Raw genomic sequence first — 15,727 nt, 5'->3', positions numbered from 1 at the left:
AATCGCGTAGGTGGCGAAGAGCCACCAGCACGAGAGGGACCCATGAGCGAGAAGACGCTACGTATTGCTTACCAGGGTGAGGAAGCATCCAACTCCCATTATGTTTGTACTCGCCTCTATCCTGAGGCTACCTACGTGCCTTGTGTGTCTTTCGCTGACGTCTTTTTTGCTGTGAATAACGGGGATGCTGATATGGCCGTGATCCCCATTGATAACTCTCTTGCCGGTCGCGTCGCTGATATTCATCAGTTACTGCCTGGTAGCGGCATGCACATCATCAGCGAATACTTCCACCCCATCACTTTCGACCTTATGGCACTACCCGGTGTGTGTATTGATGAGATTACGGACGTACGTTCTCACGTTCATGCGCTGGGCCAGTGCCAGAACCTCATTACCTCCCGTCACTTACGTTCTCACGTGTGCGCCGATACGGCAGGAGCAGCCCGTGAAGTGGCTCAGATGGGCGCGCCTACTATGGCAGCGATTGCCCCGCCGGCAGCCGCAGAGTTGTACGGCTTGAACGTGCTGGAAAAGAGCGTCGAGGACTCTAGCGCGAACACCACACGTTTCGTAGTTCTCAGCCCTACCCAGAGTTGGGTCGATGACGATCACCCCGATCCCGTGACCACCTTCGTATTTAAGGTCCGCAACATCCCCTCAGCCCTCTACAAGGCATTGGGCGGATTCGCCACTAACGGCGTGAACATGACCAAACTGGAGAGTTACATGGTGGAAGGTGCATTTGCCTCTACCCAGTTCCTAGCTGAAATTGACGGGCACCCCCACGACGCTGCCGTCGCCCGTGCCCTTGAAGAACTGGACTTCTTCAGCGACTACGTGCACATTCTAGGCGTCTACGGTGCCCACCCGGTCCGCCGCCAGTAGCAGTAAACTAGATGGGGGTCGAAACAGAGTTAGTGACGACTCATTCATAAGTCGCTTAGCCCTTTTTTGGTGTCATCTTTTGTCCCAGAAGGAAGTCATTCTTCGCTTGAGAAATGGTCAGCCAAGAACCTCCACGATTGCGCCAAGGAGATCGGGCTGGATGTCCATCGTTCGCAGATCGGCGATAGTTTCTAGAGGGGATAAGCCCTTGGTGCAGGTGGCCCAGATACGATCCTTGAGCAGGTAATCGATTTGAGCACGCTCAAGAATGTCATGAATGTGCTCAAGAGGCTTTGGTGCGCACGAAGTAAGCCCTGACAGGATGATGCTTCCACCCTCGCCAGGCAACATGCTGACAGAGCCGAACTCCACCCTGCCGCGCGCTCCAAGCACATATCCATCGCCATCGATCCGCGTCACAGTTGCCTGAGCAGCCATCACAAAGTCGTTACTATCACTCGGTGTCCTGAATGCTTGAGCGCTTTGATGCGTGTCAGTGCTGTGTTGTGCCCGTCCCAGTCCCTCATTAGCGTCAGTACTTGCCTTTGAGTCCGAGTCGTCGATATTCGCCAGTGAATCGATCAATACATCGCCTGGCATATGTCCAAGGACCTCGATGGTGAGGTCACGGTTTTCTGGCACCACGCCGTCTGCGCCCTCGCCCCTCCAATCGAGGCGCACCTTATCACTGCCCCAGTAAGCGCGCAGAGTAGTGAACACAGCAGCGCTGCCGTCTGGCCCGCCGTCGTCCTCAGCGAGAACAAACTCGCTAACGCTCCCTTCTTCGCCAGGAACCAAGAGCACAGTCAACGCACGCGGATTCTCACCAGCAGCCTCATGAAGATCGCTAGCAAGAACAAGAATCTGCCCAGCCTTGGCCAGCACGCCGATCTGCTCAAGCGGGCGGAACATTTCAATGCTCCGTCCATCACCCTGATTCACGCCGAATGCTGCACCGCTTCCGGGAACGCGAGCATCAGCGCTGGGGGAGGAGTATTGGCGAGAGGTAGCTAAATCCCACCACTGGCCGCCGGGCAGCCACACGCATTCACGGCCCAGTCCACTCTCAGGATCGAGTGGATGGGTAAAGGGCACCACGAGGAGGTCACCGAACATTACCGTGTTCGGCCACTCGTAGGCCGGCAACTGTGCAGGATGGTCGTGATACACCGGGCGGACCAGCCCTACACCTTCTTCGTGGCAGCGGCGTGACCACGTGTAAATGCTGGGCACCATCCGGTGACGGAAACGCAAGAACTGTGCCATCACGTCATGAGCCTGGCGGCCATAGCGCCACGGTTCCTTGGAATTGAATTCACTGAGCGTGGAGTGCAGGCGCGTGATGGGGCTGAAGCAGCCCAACTGCACCCAGCGTGCAGCCATGGCATCGTCGCGCCGGCCGAACATGTGTCCGCCCACATCATGCGACCACCAGTAGTAACCAATGTTCGCAGCCATCGCCGTGAACTCCGACTGGAAGTCTAGTGACTCCCAAGTCGCATACGTATCACCACTGAACCCAATGGGCGTGCGGTGACTTGAAGGATCGGCATAGCGCGAGAAAGTTACTTGGCGTCGGTCATTGCGGCCCGAGTCCTTGAAGTGAATCTCGTTCAACGCCCACAGGGGATCGAGGCCCGTCATGGTGGTGTGAGTGCCTTGTTGCCAGTCTAACCACCACAGATCTACGCCCTGATCTTCAAGTGGATGATGGACCTGTTCGAGATAGGCGCGAACAAAGTCAGGATTAGTCAGATCACACGGGATGGCTGTTGTGGAATCGGGGTTGATACCCATTGCTTCGCAGACATTTTCGAAGCACTCTTCGTGCGCGCGAATGCCGCTGGCAGGGTGAACGTTGAGGGCCACTTGCATGCCGCGCTCGTGCAATTCTGTTAAGAAAGCCGGCGGGTCGGGAAATAGTTCACGGTTCCAGGTGTATCCGGTCCACCCCGTACCCAGTGACGGGTCGATGTCTACCAGGTGCCAGTCCATGTCCAGGACGGCTACCGAAATCGGAATGTCCTCGCTATCGAAACGGTCCATGAGTGCGCGATATTCATCCGCGCTGTAGGGGTGGTACCGCGACCACCATGTGCCTAGCAGCGCTCGCGGAATAAGGGGCGTGGGACCAGTGAGAGTGAAGAAATCACGGAGAGCCTGCATGTAGTCCAGTCCGTAACCGAAGACGTAGACGTCGTGGTATTCACTGTGCCCGAGGACGCGCTTGTCTTTCTGGTCGACGTTGTGCTCCTGCTTTGTGCCGACGTCGTGTTCTTCTTTTCGATTTTCTCTCGTTTCTGCATGGTGCTTGACGCCGCGGGTGCCCGTTTCGCCATCACGGCGCGGAAGAACTCCAGGAGCTTGGCCGTCGCTGCGTAGAAGCAGTGAGTTGCTGTCATCAAGTGTGCTGATTCCCGTGCGAGAGAGGAGTCCGGGTTCAACTTGTGTGCGTCCGTCGACTTCGTCGAGGGTGCGGGTAGTGCCACCAAGATTGGTAGCGAAGTTTTCTTCTGGATCCCATGTATCGCCCCAGTGCCAGGTGGAACCGTGAGGATTCAGTGCTGCTTGACGTAGAGAGACAGTCAGACCTGCGGACGTGAATCCAAGGGACGGGATGTAGGTAATGCTGAGATGTTCGGTGAGGATGTCGAGACGGTCTGGACCTTCACTCACCGTGAATTTTGGGGTGGGGAAGTCACGATTGATGACGATCTGTGTGGCTGCATCAGTGAACTGGGTGTCGGGGGAGTATTCGAGGCGAATAAGTCGACTTGTCAGGACGGTAAATCGCGCATTACCAATGGTGATACTGCTGCTTTCTGGTGCTCTAGCCATGCGGAGAACAGAGGAATCAGTCACAGAATGAGGGGACATCCCGGGCTCCTTGATCGTCGTTGATGAGGCCCATAATTAGTCCTCCAACTTTAGCAAAACTGCTGTGAGGAGGATGTGCGGCTGAAGCTCCCCCAGTTGCAGTGGAGAGACGGGTAGGGGGAGAAAGTCCCCAGAGGTAGGGGGGCTACCCAAAGGAAAGGGTGAGAGCGGAGGATGAGTGAAAGATGAGGGCGGCGGAGTGTGCGCTGAGGAAGTGGCGAGAATGGAAGACCTGGAGGAAATGGTGAGGGCTCCGGAGTGCGCGTTGGGGAAATAAGGAGAAGGAGGATGGGGGAGTGGACCCAGGGGAAAAGAGGAGGCTGAAGGTGTGTGCTGAGGAAGTGGCGAGAATGGAAGACCGGAGGAAATGGTGAGGGTAGCGGAGTGTGCGCTGAGGATATGGTGAAGGTGGCGGAGTCGCGTTGGGGAAATAAGGAGAAGGAGAATGGGGGAGTGGACCCAGGGGAAAAGATGATGGGGGAGTGGACCCAGGGGAAAAGAGGAGGCTGAAGGTGTGTGCTGAGGAAGTGGCGAGAATGGAAGACCTGGAGGAAATGATGAGAGTGGCGGAGTGCGCGTTGGGGAAATAAGGAGAAGGAGAATGGGGGAGTGGACCCAGGGGAAAAGAGGAGGCTGAAGGTGTGTGCTTAGGGAGAAAAGACAACAGGGGAGTGTGCACAGAAAGACTTGGGGGGGCGGCCAGGTGAATACCTGGCCGCCCCCAACATTACGAGCTACTGATCAGTTAATACGCAACTGAGGAAGCAAATCCGGATCCAACTCATCACCTTCTTGCCCCAGGACAGCGTTGACACCGCGCAGGGCGTACCACCACTGTTCTTTTGGACGGCGGTTGACCAGATCAAGTTCGTCGGTCATCCGTTCGAGCGGGCGGCAACTCATCTTGCCTTCGACGATGCCCACGTAGTGGCCACCGTGAGTACCGCTGTCGATTTCACAAGCGAGCACATCAATGGCTTCTTTAACCAACTTGGTTGCCATGAGACGGTCGAAGGGAGTGGGGTCTCCACCCTGCTGGAGGTGGCCGATGACGTTCTGTCGCACGTCGTATAGGCCGTGCCCCTCCTCAGCGAAGATGCGGCCCAGGAAGTCCGTTGTGTAGAGATCGGAGGCACGTTCGTTGCGGATTACCAGGTAAAGGCGACGGCCTTCTTCGAAGGATTCGACCATTCGTGCAGTGTCATGGGCGAGAGCCTCTAAACTAATGCCGTCTTCATTGAGGTAGATTCGCTCGGCACCAGCAGCGATACCGGATATGAGAGAAAGATAGCCGCAACGGCGTCCCATGATTTCAGCGACAAAGCAACGCTTTGATGCCGAAGCAGACTGTTTGATGGCATCAAGCGCAGTTACGGCGGAGTTCAGTGCAGTATCAGTACCGATGCTTAACTCAGAGCCGGGCAGGTTGTTATCAATCGATGCGGGTACGCACACGATCGGAATGTTGAATGCAGGGTAACGGTCGCGTTCTTTGACCAACTCATGAGCGGCGAGGTAGGCATTGAAACCGCCAATGACGAGTAGAGCATCAATTTCATGCTTTTCAATGGAACGACCTAGCGCGTACAACTGCTCTACGGTGGGGATTTCACGGCGGGTACCGAGTTCGGCGCCACCATCGTCTTCCCATCCTTCAACGTCACCCCAGGTCAGTGGTTTGACGTTGCCATCAAGTAAACCAGGGAATCCACCATCAACGCCGAGCATGGTGTAGCCGCGATCGATACCTAAGCGCACCGCGGCGCGAGCAGCGGTATTCATGCCAGGTGCTAATCCTCCAGCATGAATGAGGGCAACGCGAGCACCTTCGTGGAGGTGACGAGTGGGATCTTCAAAACTTTCTGTTGTCACTTCGTCGGCTTCTTCCCAGGCACAGTCACACTGTGGGGGAGTGCTCATCGCATCAAAGATGTTGAGCATTTCTCCGAAGGATGTTCCGCGAGCTTGGACGGCTGCTTCAAAATCTTTGGCTTTAATGAAATCTGACACGGCCCGGGTAGCGCGGACATGTTCCATGAGGGGAAGGCGGGCAATGCGGTTATGACGCACACCAATAATGTGCGGTTCGCTTTCGGGATCGGCTTCAAGAAGCTCGCGGACAGCTGCATAACCGAGCAGGGTGCTCATCCAACGGTCGTAAGCACTGGGTTTACCGCCACGTTGGACGTGACCAAGAATCGTCACGCGGGCGTCTTCACCCATACGTTCGGCAAGAATGTCCTTGACATCATTGACAGTGATGGGGTTTCCATCACGGTCGGTAGCACCCTCAGCCACAATGACCATGGATTCGCGGCGTCCTGCTTTACGGCCTGCGGTGAGTTTGGCGCACATTTCATCTTCCCAACCATCCGTGGGAGGAAGTTCGGGAACAAGCACATAGTCACAACCACCGGCTACAGCGGCCATGAGAGCGAGGTAACCGCAATGGCGCCCCATTACTTCTACGACGAAGGTACGCTGATGAGATGCTGCGGTGGAGGAGATGTCATCAATGGCTTCGACGATACGATGCAAAGCGGAGTCTGCACCGATAGTCATGTCAGTACCGACGAGATCATTATCAATGGAGCCCACTAGGCCGGCAATCATCAGCGCGGGGTGAGCATTAGCTACGTCTTGGGTAATTTCTCCGCGTTCAACGAGTTCGCTTACTAATTCTGGCCAGAGTTGGCGGAATTCGTTGGTTCCGGTCAGTGAACCATCACCGCCAATGACTACGAGGCGGTCGATGCCGTGTTCGAGGAGATTGCGTGCTGCGGTACGCATGCCATCACGTTCACGGAATTCCTTGGAACGTGCGGTACCGATGACGGTTCCCCCCTTGGATAGCACGTTTCCCACACTGTCCCATTCGAGAGGGCGGATTCCATCTCCTCCGGCTACGGCTCCTGCCCAGCCTTCCATAACAGCGTAGGGTTGAGCCCCCAGCCTTAATGCGGTACGCACGACTGCACGAACAGCGGCGTTCATGCCTTGAGCGTCACCGCCGCTGGTCAGTACACCAATACGAACTTTCTCTTCCTCAGCGCTCATCAGATCGCCTTCCTGGGAGGGGGTAGTCATGGCTCCTATTTTGCCTTCTTTCTGTGAGTACTGGGGGTACTAAAGGCCCCTTTCTCGGTCAATTTCGCTGCGGGCGGGGAGGATGAATGTGTTTTTATTGCACTCATTGTTGTGCTGTTTCTCTACATGAAAAAAATAATGATTGACACGATGACAGCCATTTTTGCAGTTCCATTAGTTTCTGCCGGCGCACCCTATGGGCAGTGAAATTGGGCAGACTTCACGGCAGGCCGAATCAGTAGATGACGAGCTGGTTGTTATCGCGTTAGGCTCACCCTTGGGCCAATCTTTTGGCTTACTTCGACCTGCCACCCTTGAGGGAAGGACCGTCAACCCGTGGACCTCTACGAGTACCAAGCACGAGAGTTATTCAGGAGCCACGGCGTGCCCGTACTGGCCGGACAAACGGCCACCACGCCAGAAGAAGCATTCCAGGCGGCAACCACACTTCTTGGGCAGGGTGCAGACCTGCTGGTGGTTAAAGCCCAAGTCAAAACCGGTGGACGTGGCAAGGCTGGTGGCGTGAAACTAGCCCGAACGGCAGAGGAAGCCAGGGAAAAGGCAGAAGCCATCCTCGGTATGGACATCAAGGGGCATACGGTCCACACAGTGTTGATCAGTGAAGGCGCTGATATCGCTCAAGAGTTCTATTTCTCCATCCTTCTTGATCGCGCCAACCGTCAATACCTGGCAATGTGTTCAGTTGAAGGTGGGGTGGATATTGAAACCCTCGCCAAGGAACGCCCAGAGGCTCTTGCCAAGGTGGGTATTGATCCCATTGAAGGTCTTACTGAAAGTGTGGCTCGTACGATTGTGAGCCAGGCGGGCTTCAATGATGAGACCGTTGTTCACGGCGTCGTTGAAGTGATTGGGCGCCTGTGGGAAGTCTTTACTGAAGAAGATGCCACTCTCGTTGAAGTGAATCCTCTTGTTTTGGCAGACGATGGCCGTATTCTCGCCTTGGATGGCAAGGTTAGCCTTGATGACAATGCTCGTTTCCGTCATCCTGAACACGATGCGCTTGTTGATAACAAGGCCACTGATGAGCGCGAAGCCCGTGCGCGTGCAGCAGGCTTGAATTATGTGCGTCTTGAAGGTGAAGTGGGAGTGCTAGGCAATGGCGCAGGTCTTGTGATGAGCACCCTTGACGTGGTGGAAGGCGCTGGCCATCGTCACGGTAATATGCGTCCGGCTAACTTCCTTGATCTCGGCGGTGGATCCTCCGCCCAAGTTATGGCCACAGGCTTGGAAGTTGTTGCTGATGATCCACAGGTGCGAGCAATTTTTGTCAATGTATTTGGCGGTATTACTTCATGTGACACCGTCGCAGAAGGCATTGTTACAGCTCTCAGTAAATTAGGGCCAGACTTTAACAAGCAGATCGTTGTTCGTCTTGATGGCAACAATGTGGAGCGTGGCCGTGAGATTCTTCAGGCCGCTAATCATCCGCTCGTCACTGTGGTGGAAACCATGGATGGCGCTGCCGACGTTGTCACTGCTATCGCCCAGGAGGCCTGAGTTATGAGTGTATTCCTTACTGAAGCCGACCGCGTCATTGTTCAAGGTATGACCGGTGCCGAAGGGCAGAAGCACACCCGTCGCATGCTGGGTGCTGGAACTACTATTGTTGCTGGTGTGAACCCTCGCAAGGCAGGCACCTGTGTTGCTTTCGAGGTTGAACCACTGGGTCCCAGCGCTGTTGAACGCGGTGTTAAAGCAGGAGTTGTTGAGGTTCCCGTCTACGGCAGTGTGAAGGAAGCAAAGGAAGCACTGGACGCCACTGTCTCCGTTATCTTTGTGCCTCCGGCATTCACTAAAGATGCTGTTATTGAAGCGGTTGATGCAGGTTTACGTTTGGTTGTGGTGATTACTGAAGGTGTACCTGTCCATGATTCCACGTGGATGCGTGCCTATGCGGCGTCCAAGGGCGTCCAGATCATCGGCCCGAACTGTCCGGGCATCATTTCCCCAGAACGTTCTAACGTGGGTATTACTCCTCCCACCATTACCGGGCAAGGTCCACTTGGATTGGTATCGAAGTCCGGCACGCTGACTTACCAGATGATGTTCGAACTGCGTGACTTAGGTTTCAGTACGTGTATCGGTATTGGTGGTGACCCGGTTGTAGGAACTACTCATATTGACGCGCTCAAGGCATTTGAAGACGATCCTGACACCAAACTCGTGGTAATGATCGGTGAAATCGGCGGTGATGCTGAAGAACGAGCGGCTGCTTATATTGCTGAGAATATGACCAAGCCTGTTGTCGCTTATGTGGCAGGCTTTACCGCTCCTGAAGGAAAGACTATGGGCCATGCTGGTGCCATTGTTTCTGGTTCTTCCGGTACTGCTGCTGCTAAAAAGGAAGCACTCGAAGCTGTGGGTGTTCGTGTAGGCCGTACCCCCACCGAAACCGCTGAGATTGCTCGTGAACTATATCTGTCCCTTCAGGGCTGAGGCGTGAAGCGACCACGCGTGAACGGTTGGACGTCGCGCACATCCTCATCGTCAAACTCATCCGGGTTAGCATCTCCTCACACTGCATCACCCAACTCCCAGTCATGGATTCCTCATGCCTGGCCGTGGGCAGTGCGTGTGGGAGTGGAAAGCGTGATTGGCCCCGTCGCTATCGTGGGCGCTTTGACCATCGTCACCTATTTGGCTGCCCTACCCCATGATGCGGCAGCAGCATTAGGGATCTCTAGTGCGATGTCGACCGGGATTGGCCTGTGGATGCTGGGCTGGGGCGGAGGAATCGGTTCAGCAGGATCCGCACACGGCCTGCTTGCTTTACCTATGCTGACCGTCACGGCGCTGCACACGTGGTGGACGTGGCATCGTATGGGCACGTTGAAAAATTGCGGAGTGCTGATGAGTGTGTGGGTTGCTCTGTCGGCCTCCGTCACCGCGTCGATTGTGTGCTTGTGGGCTCCCGTACCGGCTCGGACATGGCCTGTCCCTATCACTATTGCCATGATGACTGCCGTGGTCGCACTTGTTCGTGGGTCCTTCCCGCTGCGTGAAACATTAACCCTATGGGGACATTCCCACCAATGGCTCAGTCGTGGCGCATACCTCGCCCGTCAGATTCTTTTTCTACTGACCGCAACTTCTGTCATTGTGCTTGTTGCCGGAATTATCAACGGTGTTCATCGCATTCTCCGGATTACGGATTCACTTGCAGTTAGTGGCTTTTCTTGGATTGGTTTGCTTGCTCTTCATCTCGCTTGGCTTCCCACTATGGTGATCTGGGCAGCATCATGGTTGATAGGTCCTGGTTTCTCCGTGGGACTTGGGTCAGTGTTCTCACCGGGAAAAGTTGTGGCAGGTGCTGTTCCTGCTTTGCCTATTTTTGGAATTTTGCCTGACGGCCCCGTTGGCCCGCCAACGTGGTTGAACTGGATTATTCCCGTGCTGTTGAGTGCGATGAGTCTTGCTGTAGTGGTCAAGGAACGCCAGATGCTTCGAGGCCTGTCGATGAGATCTCTGATGGCGTCAACCGCCACGGCTACTGTGCTCGTTTCGTTGGGTGTCACGGTTGCTTCCCTCCTGGCATCTGGTCCGATTGGGCCAGGACGTATGGCGATGGTGGGGCCGCGAACTGCCTATGTGGGGTTACTCGTTCTCCTTGAAGTGGCAGCGGGACTGATTGCGGGGGCATTTCTTACTCATCCTATGACTCATCATTTTCTTAAAAGCGTCCTAGCCTGGCTCGCTCATCTAGTTGGTATGGGGAGCGCTGACTTAGATGGCAAGAATATGGTGAGTCCGCAGTCAGGTTCGACGCATAGGGGTACGGTTCATCACTCTGTTCCAGCGTCTGTTGATTCGCAAAACGACGCCGTTTCCCCACGATCTACTCATTCTTCACCGTCTTCTTTCTTACCTAACAAGGACATTGACGTGCTCACCGAACCTTCTACTGTTGCTTCATCATCTGTCGATTCCGCTATTTCTCATGAGCGCCGCAAAGATCATGATGGCCCCACTCGTTTGTTTGTTTTAGTCAGTGGAACCGGCTCCAATCTTGCGGCATTACTTGATGCCTGTGACGACCCTGAATATGGAGCAATTATTGTGGGCGTAGGAGCTGATAAAGACTGCCCTGCGCTCGATCATGCTGAAAGCAGGGGAGTAGAGTGTTTTGTCGCTGAATTGGGCGACTTTAACTCACGTGCCGAATGGAATGGTGCTTTGGCTGACGCCGTTGAAAAGTACACTCCAGACCTTATTGTGTGTGCCGGCTTTATGAAGATTTTGGGACAGGCATTTCTTGAACGGTTCGAGGGCAAAATCATTAACACCCACCCCTCTTTGTTGCCGAAGTTCCCCGGTGCTCACGCTGTGCGTGATGCGTTGGCAGCAGGCGCAACCGTTACAGGTGCTTCACTATTTTGGGTAGATGCGGGCGTTGATACGGGTGCAATCATTGCTCAAATTGAGGTTCCTGTCGAAGACGGTGACACTGAGGAATCTTTGACTGCACGCGTCAAGGCAGCTGAAACTCCTCAATTGATTGAACAAGTTGGCATCCTGGCACGTTCTTTGTGAACCGTATGAGCTATTCCTGCGGACATGATGCAGGGAGCAAATAACTGAAGTTTTGTTATTTGTATGGGGATAGATCACCTCGTTGTTCTGCTGCATTTTATTGACATAAAACCGTGTGGAATGTTCGTCCTGAGGCGTCTAACACTCCGCGTTGTTCGCGGCTGACAGGCTTTCAGAGCTACGTTAGAGTTGGTTATAGCGTCGGCAACTGGCGAGGGTGGGCTACCACCGGGGAGTTGGCGCGGTACGCATGAGATAGGCTGATGTGGACCACACCGTGGGGCGTCGCCCGCCTGGGCGCCTCGGTGATTGATCATCACCCGCCCACTGTCAGGAGTCTGTTATGACTGTCCCCACTGCCCACGTACCTACAGAAGGTCTTATTAATCCTAACCAGGTTCCTATTCGTCGCGCTTTGATTAGTGTCTATGACAAAACTGGACTTGTTGAATTGGCTGATGCGTTGGTAAACGCTGGTGTGGAAATTGTTTCAACCGGCTCCACCGCTGCCACCATTGCCGCAGCAGGCCTGCCTGTCACTGGCGTTGAAGAAGTCACTAGTTTCCCTGAATGCCTTGAAGGTCGGGTGAAGACTCTCCACCCGCGTATTCACGCAGGTATTCTTGCTGATCGCCGTAAGGCTGAGCATGTGGCGCAACTTGATGAACTGGGCGTGACACCCATTGATCTTGTTGTGGTCAACCTCTACCCCTTTACCGATACAGTTGCCTCCGGTGCTCCCTTTGACGCATGCGTTGAGCAGATTGACATTGGTGGTCCCTCTATGGTCCGTGCAGCTGCTAAGAACCACCCGAGCGTCGCCGTGGTCGTGAACCCCGAGAAGTATGGTGAGGTTGCTCAAGCAGTTGCGAATGGTGGATTTACGCTTGCTCAGCGACGCAGCCTCGCGGCCCAAGCATTTGCCCACACTGCTGATTACGATGCTGCTGTGGCTGGATGGATGGCTGCGCAGGAAGAGACAGGATTCGGCGTCGAGAACAGTGATGAGGTTAGCCCCTTGGCCCCCGCACTGCGCCCCGTGCTGACCCGCACCCATGTACTGCGGTACGGGGAGAATCCCCACCAGGCAGGTGCCGTGTATACCGATGGCAGCGGTCAGGGAATTGCCTACGCTACCCAACTCCACGGCAAGGCTATGAGTTTTAATAACTACACGGATGCTGACGCCGCACTACGTGCTGCCTATGATCATGAACGTCCCTGCGTGGCCATCATCAAACATGCTAATCCGTGTGGCATCGCCGTGGCAGATGACGTAGCCACCGCACACCGCAAGGCTCATGCATGTGATCCTGTGAGTGCGTTCGGTGGCGTGATTGCTGTTAACCGTCCTGTTACTGTGGAGTTAGCGAAGCAAATTACCCCCATTTTCACCGAGGTTGTTATTGCGCCCGGATACGATGAAGGAGCCCTAGAGGTCTTGGCCACCAAGAAGAATCTCCGTGTTCTTGAAGTGCAGCCTCCCCAGCGTGGTGGTGTGGAACTTAAACTGATCTCCGGTGGTGCCGTGGCCCACATGCGTGATGATGTAGACGCACCCGGTGACACTGCTGACGGCTGGACTCTCGTAGCAGGTCAAGCCGCTGATGACACTACTCTTGCGGATCTTGAATTTGCTTGGCGCACCGTGCGCGCGGTGAAATCCAACGCCGTTCTCCTCGTGAAGGATGAAGCCAGCGTGGGCGTTGGCATGGGGCAGGTGAACCGCGTGGACTCTTGCAAACTTGCCGTGGAACGTGCCAATACTTTAGGTGGACGCTCCACAGGTGATGCTGCGGCTGATCAGGTCACCTCTGCTGGCGGTGCCCGCGCAGAGGATGTTCTTTCCGATGCCCCTGAACAGCGCGCCGTGGGCAGCGTCGCCGCCTCTGATGCCTTTTTCCCCTTCGCTGACGGGCTTCAATTGCTGATTGATGCCGGTGTGAAGGCCGTGGTTCAGCCCGGTGGATCTATCCGTGACGAAGAGGTTATTGCTGCTGCCCAGACGGCTGGTATCACCATGTACCTCACTGGTACTCGCCACTTCGCTCACTGATTCCGCGTTGGGCTCGGTGTGAGTCGTGCCCGGAGGATTAGAGACAATATATTCATTCAACAGAGTGAACAAACACCCCGGCGCCCCCATCAGAATATTGGTGATGTGGGGAGTCGGGGTGATCATCAATGTGAGAGTTCAACTATATGGCCATTTTCTACGCACTCTTAGCAGCGGTTATTTACGCTGTTGCGTCCACCCTTCAGGCTTGGGCGGCAGCCCGTGCCGAAGGGCCTGCCGTAGTCCGTCATCCTGCCTACCTCCTTGGCATGCTGTGTGACGGAGGTGCTTGGGCGATCTCCCTTGTTGCGATGGCCACGATGCCATTGTTTGCCGTTCAGTCGATCCTCGCCTCATCATTAGCGTTAACTGCTGTTTTTGTGTCGGTATTGATGCGTATTCGTCTTCGCCTCCGCGACATTGTGTGCATGGTGGTACTTATTCCTGCTCTTGGGATGATCGCCTCTAGTGCCAAAGAAAGTAGCGCCCATCCGCCTTCGTATTTTGTTGCGGTGATGGCCGTGGCAGCAGCGGTAGTGGGGATTATCAGTTTGCTGTTTTACGCCAAGGGCCCCTCATGGCTAGGAGCAACACTTGGCGGAGTGGGCTTTTCTGGAGCGGCATTGTGCGCACGTGCTGTTGAAGGGCTCCTCGATTTTCATGACTTGTGGACTCAGATTTGTGGCGGTATGGGAGGTGTTTTCCATGTATTGGGTATTCTCGCCTCTGAACCGCTGATATGGACAATGGGGGTATTTAGCCTGGTAGGCGTCTTGTTGTACGCCCGCGCTATGGAAGTGGGATCTCCTGTTGGCGCTACTGCAATTTTGTGGGCAGTGGAGGTTATCATTCCTACAGTGGCGGGAGTGATTCTTCTGGGAGATGAAATTGGTGCCGGAAACGCACTCGCGGCGTCTGTGGGTATTCTCGCTGTCTTGGTGTGTTCTTCGGTACTGGCTACTAGTCCAGCACAGGCCTAAACTGGCCCTAGTTTATTGATGTATTACCCGTGATTATGCGGGACGCCCCACTCGCTGGTGCGTGGATTTTCGCTGTGTCAGGAGCCTGTGTGCCTCAACTGTTTTTTACCGCCCCTATTATTGTGGGTTTTGTTCTCGGATATGGTGCTTGGTCGAAACTCCGTGACGATGACGCCCTCACCGCAGCGCAGTGGGTTCAAATGGGGCTACCTGGTTGGCTTAATCGGTGTTATTTTCGTCAGGCCCACCCGTGGGTGGAGTGGTTTGTTGCTGTGTTCCTCATCAGTGGTACGGCCTGTGGGTGCTTCCCGGATTTGCTTAACGTTATCGTGGCCGGTGTTGCGTTGTTCTTATGCATTGCTTATCTCATGGTGATCGTTCGTTTGTGGAATGCGCCTGAGAAGAAGAGTTGCGCATGCTTTGGCGGTGACCATGAAACTGCCGTCACCGTCGGTGTACTTGGCCGTAACGTTGCACTGGTGATACTTGCTGTGATGGCATTGTTGCGTTCTATGGGAATTGAGGTCGATGATCCTGATCTCCAGAATGCCAGTTGGACTGGGATCTTCTGGTCTCTGTCCCTACTGATTGCTATGGGCATGGTTGTGCTTGTCCTTCAGGCAGGCTCACGTCATCTGTCAACGGATGGCGATGCTGAGGTTTACAGTGATGATCGCATAGTTGACGGTAATGGTTTTGATTTAGCTATGCCTGAAGGCTCTGTTCCTGCCGTTGCTGCCGGTGAGGGGCGTGAGGTTGAGGACGCGGAAGATGAACTTGATTATCTGCGTACTCTTACTCCTCATGCACCATTGCTTACTCGTGATGACACTGAATTAAACCTTGCTCACATTAGTCGTCACAAGGCACATCTTCTCTTATTTTTAAGCCCTGGGTGTGGACCTTGTGCGGCAGTAGCCCCCCATGTGAAGGAATGGCGAGAATCTCTGACTCAGATTGAGGTGCGGGTCGTTGTGAATATGACTGCTGAAGAGTTGGAGCGCGTTATGCCCGAGTGGATGGATTTTTCTTACTTTGATCCTCAGGGATTGGCCTCCCGCATGCTTACCTGCGTTGCTACTCCATCAGCTGTTTTGGTAGGCACGGATGGCATGCTCGCTGGCGGTCCGGTGATGGGGGCAGATAACGTCATTGAATTTGTAGAAGACGTGCAGGCCCAACTGACTGACACTCTTGGTGGTGAACAGGAAACACCTGGTGATTCTAGTGGTGAGATTTCCCTGGCTGATGGGCAGGATCCCTTGCATGAGGCTCAGAGGTGACGAGA

9 protein-coding genes and 1 riboswitch are annotated in these 15,727 nt (G+C 54.8%); of the genes, 7 read left to right on the top strand and 2 right to left on the bottom strand.

The features are described 5' to 3' along the window. Positions 1–42 precede the first annotated feature (42 nt). Positions 43–888 carry a prephenate dehydratase gene (locus A9753_RS00435; protein ID WP_067780160.1) on the top strand — a complete coding sequence of 282 codons (846 nt, stop codon included), beginning with the start codon at positions 43–45 and terminating at the stop codon, positions 886–888. Positions 889–1,005: 117 nt separating this feature from the next. Here A9753_RS00435 and A9753_RS00430 read toward each other — a convergent pair whose 3' ends face one another. Both A9753_RS00430 and A9753_RS00420 read right to left on the bottom strand, forming a co-directional pair. After that, entirely contained in the window at positions 1,006–3,765 is a 2,760-nt protein-coding gene (locus A9753_RS00430; protein WP_067778615.1) for a glycoside hydrolase family 31 protein, read from the bottom strand. A 741-nt stretch (positions 3,766–4,506) separates the two neighbouring features. Continuing rightward, positions 4,507–6,852, bottom strand: a complete 2,346-nt coding sequence (locus tag A9753_RS00420) for a 6-phosphofructokinase (protein ID WP_176702690.1) — start codon at positions 6,850–6,852, stop codon at positions 4,507–4,509. Positions 6,853–7,188: 336 nt separating this feature from the next. On the opposite strand from A9753_RS00420, the gene sucC reads away from it, so the two are divergent. From sucC to A9753_RS00390, 6 genes are all read left to right on the top strand, one after another. After that, positions 7,189–8,370, top strand: a complete 1,182-nt coding sequence (sucC, locus tag A9753_RS00415) for an ADP-forming succinate--CoA ligase subunit beta (RefSeq protein WP_067778609.1) — start codon at positions 7,189–7,191, stop codon at positions 8,368–8,370. Between the two features lie 3 nt (positions 8,371–8,373). Beyond that, the gene (gene sucD / locus A9753_RS00410) at positions 8,374–9,309 is read left to right on the top strand and encodes a succinate--CoA ligase subunit alpha (RefSeq protein WP_067778606.1); all 936 of its coding nucleotides are present in this window, start codon (positions 8,374–8,376) and stop codon (positions 9,307–9,309) included. 3 nt (positions 9,310–9,312) lie between these two features. Next, complete coding sequence (gene purN, locus A9753_RS09970; protein ID WP_245637317.1) at positions 9,313–11,403, top strand: phosphoribosylglycinamide formyltransferase; 2,091 nt, start codon at positions 9,313–9,315, stop codon at positions 11,401–11,403. A gap of 194 nt (positions 11,404–11,597) precedes the next feature. After that, positions 11,598–11,709, top strand: a riboswitch (ZMP/ZTP riboswitch). A 37-nt stretch (positions 11,710–11,746) separates the two neighbouring features. Further along, the gene (gene purH, locus A9753_RS00400; RefSeq protein WP_067778602.1) at positions 11,747–13,459 is read left to right on the top strand and encodes a bifunctional phosphoribosylaminoimidazolecarboxamide formyltransferase/IMP cyclohydrolase; all 1,713 of its coding nucleotides are present in this window, start codon (positions 11,747–11,749) and stop codon (positions 13,457–13,459) included. A 146-nt stretch (positions 13,460–13,605) separates the two neighbouring features. Beyond that, on the top strand, positions 13,606–14,439 hold the full coding sequence (locus tag A9753_RS00395) for a hypothetical protein (RefSeq protein WP_067778599.1): 834 nt from the start codon (positions 13,606–13,608) through the stop codon (positions 14,437–14,439). A gap of 89 nt (positions 14,440–14,528) precedes the next feature. Further along, positions 14,529–15,722, top strand: coding sequence for a TlpA family protein disulfide reductase (locus tag A9753_RS00390; protein WP_067778598.1), 1,194 nt, complete (start codon positions 14,529–14,531; stop codon positions 15,720–15,722). The last annotated feature ends 5 nt before the right edge of the window (positions 15,723–15,727 follow it).

It is taken from the genome of Actinomyces vulturis (assembly GCF_001687305.1).
Lineage (GTDB): Bacteria > Actinomycetota > Actinomycetes > Actinomycetales > Actinomycetaceae > Actinomyces > Actinomyces vulturis.
This window is presented reverse-complemented; position numbering and strand designations above follow the sequence as displayed.

Excerpts from the sequence above, each read along its gene's own strand:
- A9753_RS00435 (WP_067780160.1), top strand. The coding sequence starts at position 43 with ATGAGCGAGAAGACGCTACGTATTGCTTACCAGGGTGAGGAAGCATCC.
- A9753_RS00430 (WP_067778615.1), bottom strand. The coding sequence starts at position 3,765 with ATGTCCCCTCATTCTGTGACTGATTCCTCTGTTCTCCGCATGGCTAGA.
- A9753_RS00420 (WP_176702690.1), bottom strand. The coding sequence starts at position 6,852 with ATGACTACCCCCTCCCAGGAAGGCGATCTGATGAGCGCTGAGGAAGAG.
- sucD (WP_067778606.1), top strand. The coding sequence starts at position 8,374 with ATGAGTGTATTCCTTACTGAAGCCGACCGCGTCATTGTTCAAGGTATG.
- purH (WP_067778602.1), top strand. The coding sequence starts at position 11,747 with ATGACTGTCCCCACTGCCCACGTACCTACAGAAGGTCTTATTAATCCT.
- A9753_RS00395 (WP_067778599.1), top strand. The coding sequence starts at position 13,606 with ATGGCCATTTTCTACGCACTCTTAGCAGCGGTTATTTACGCTGTTGCG.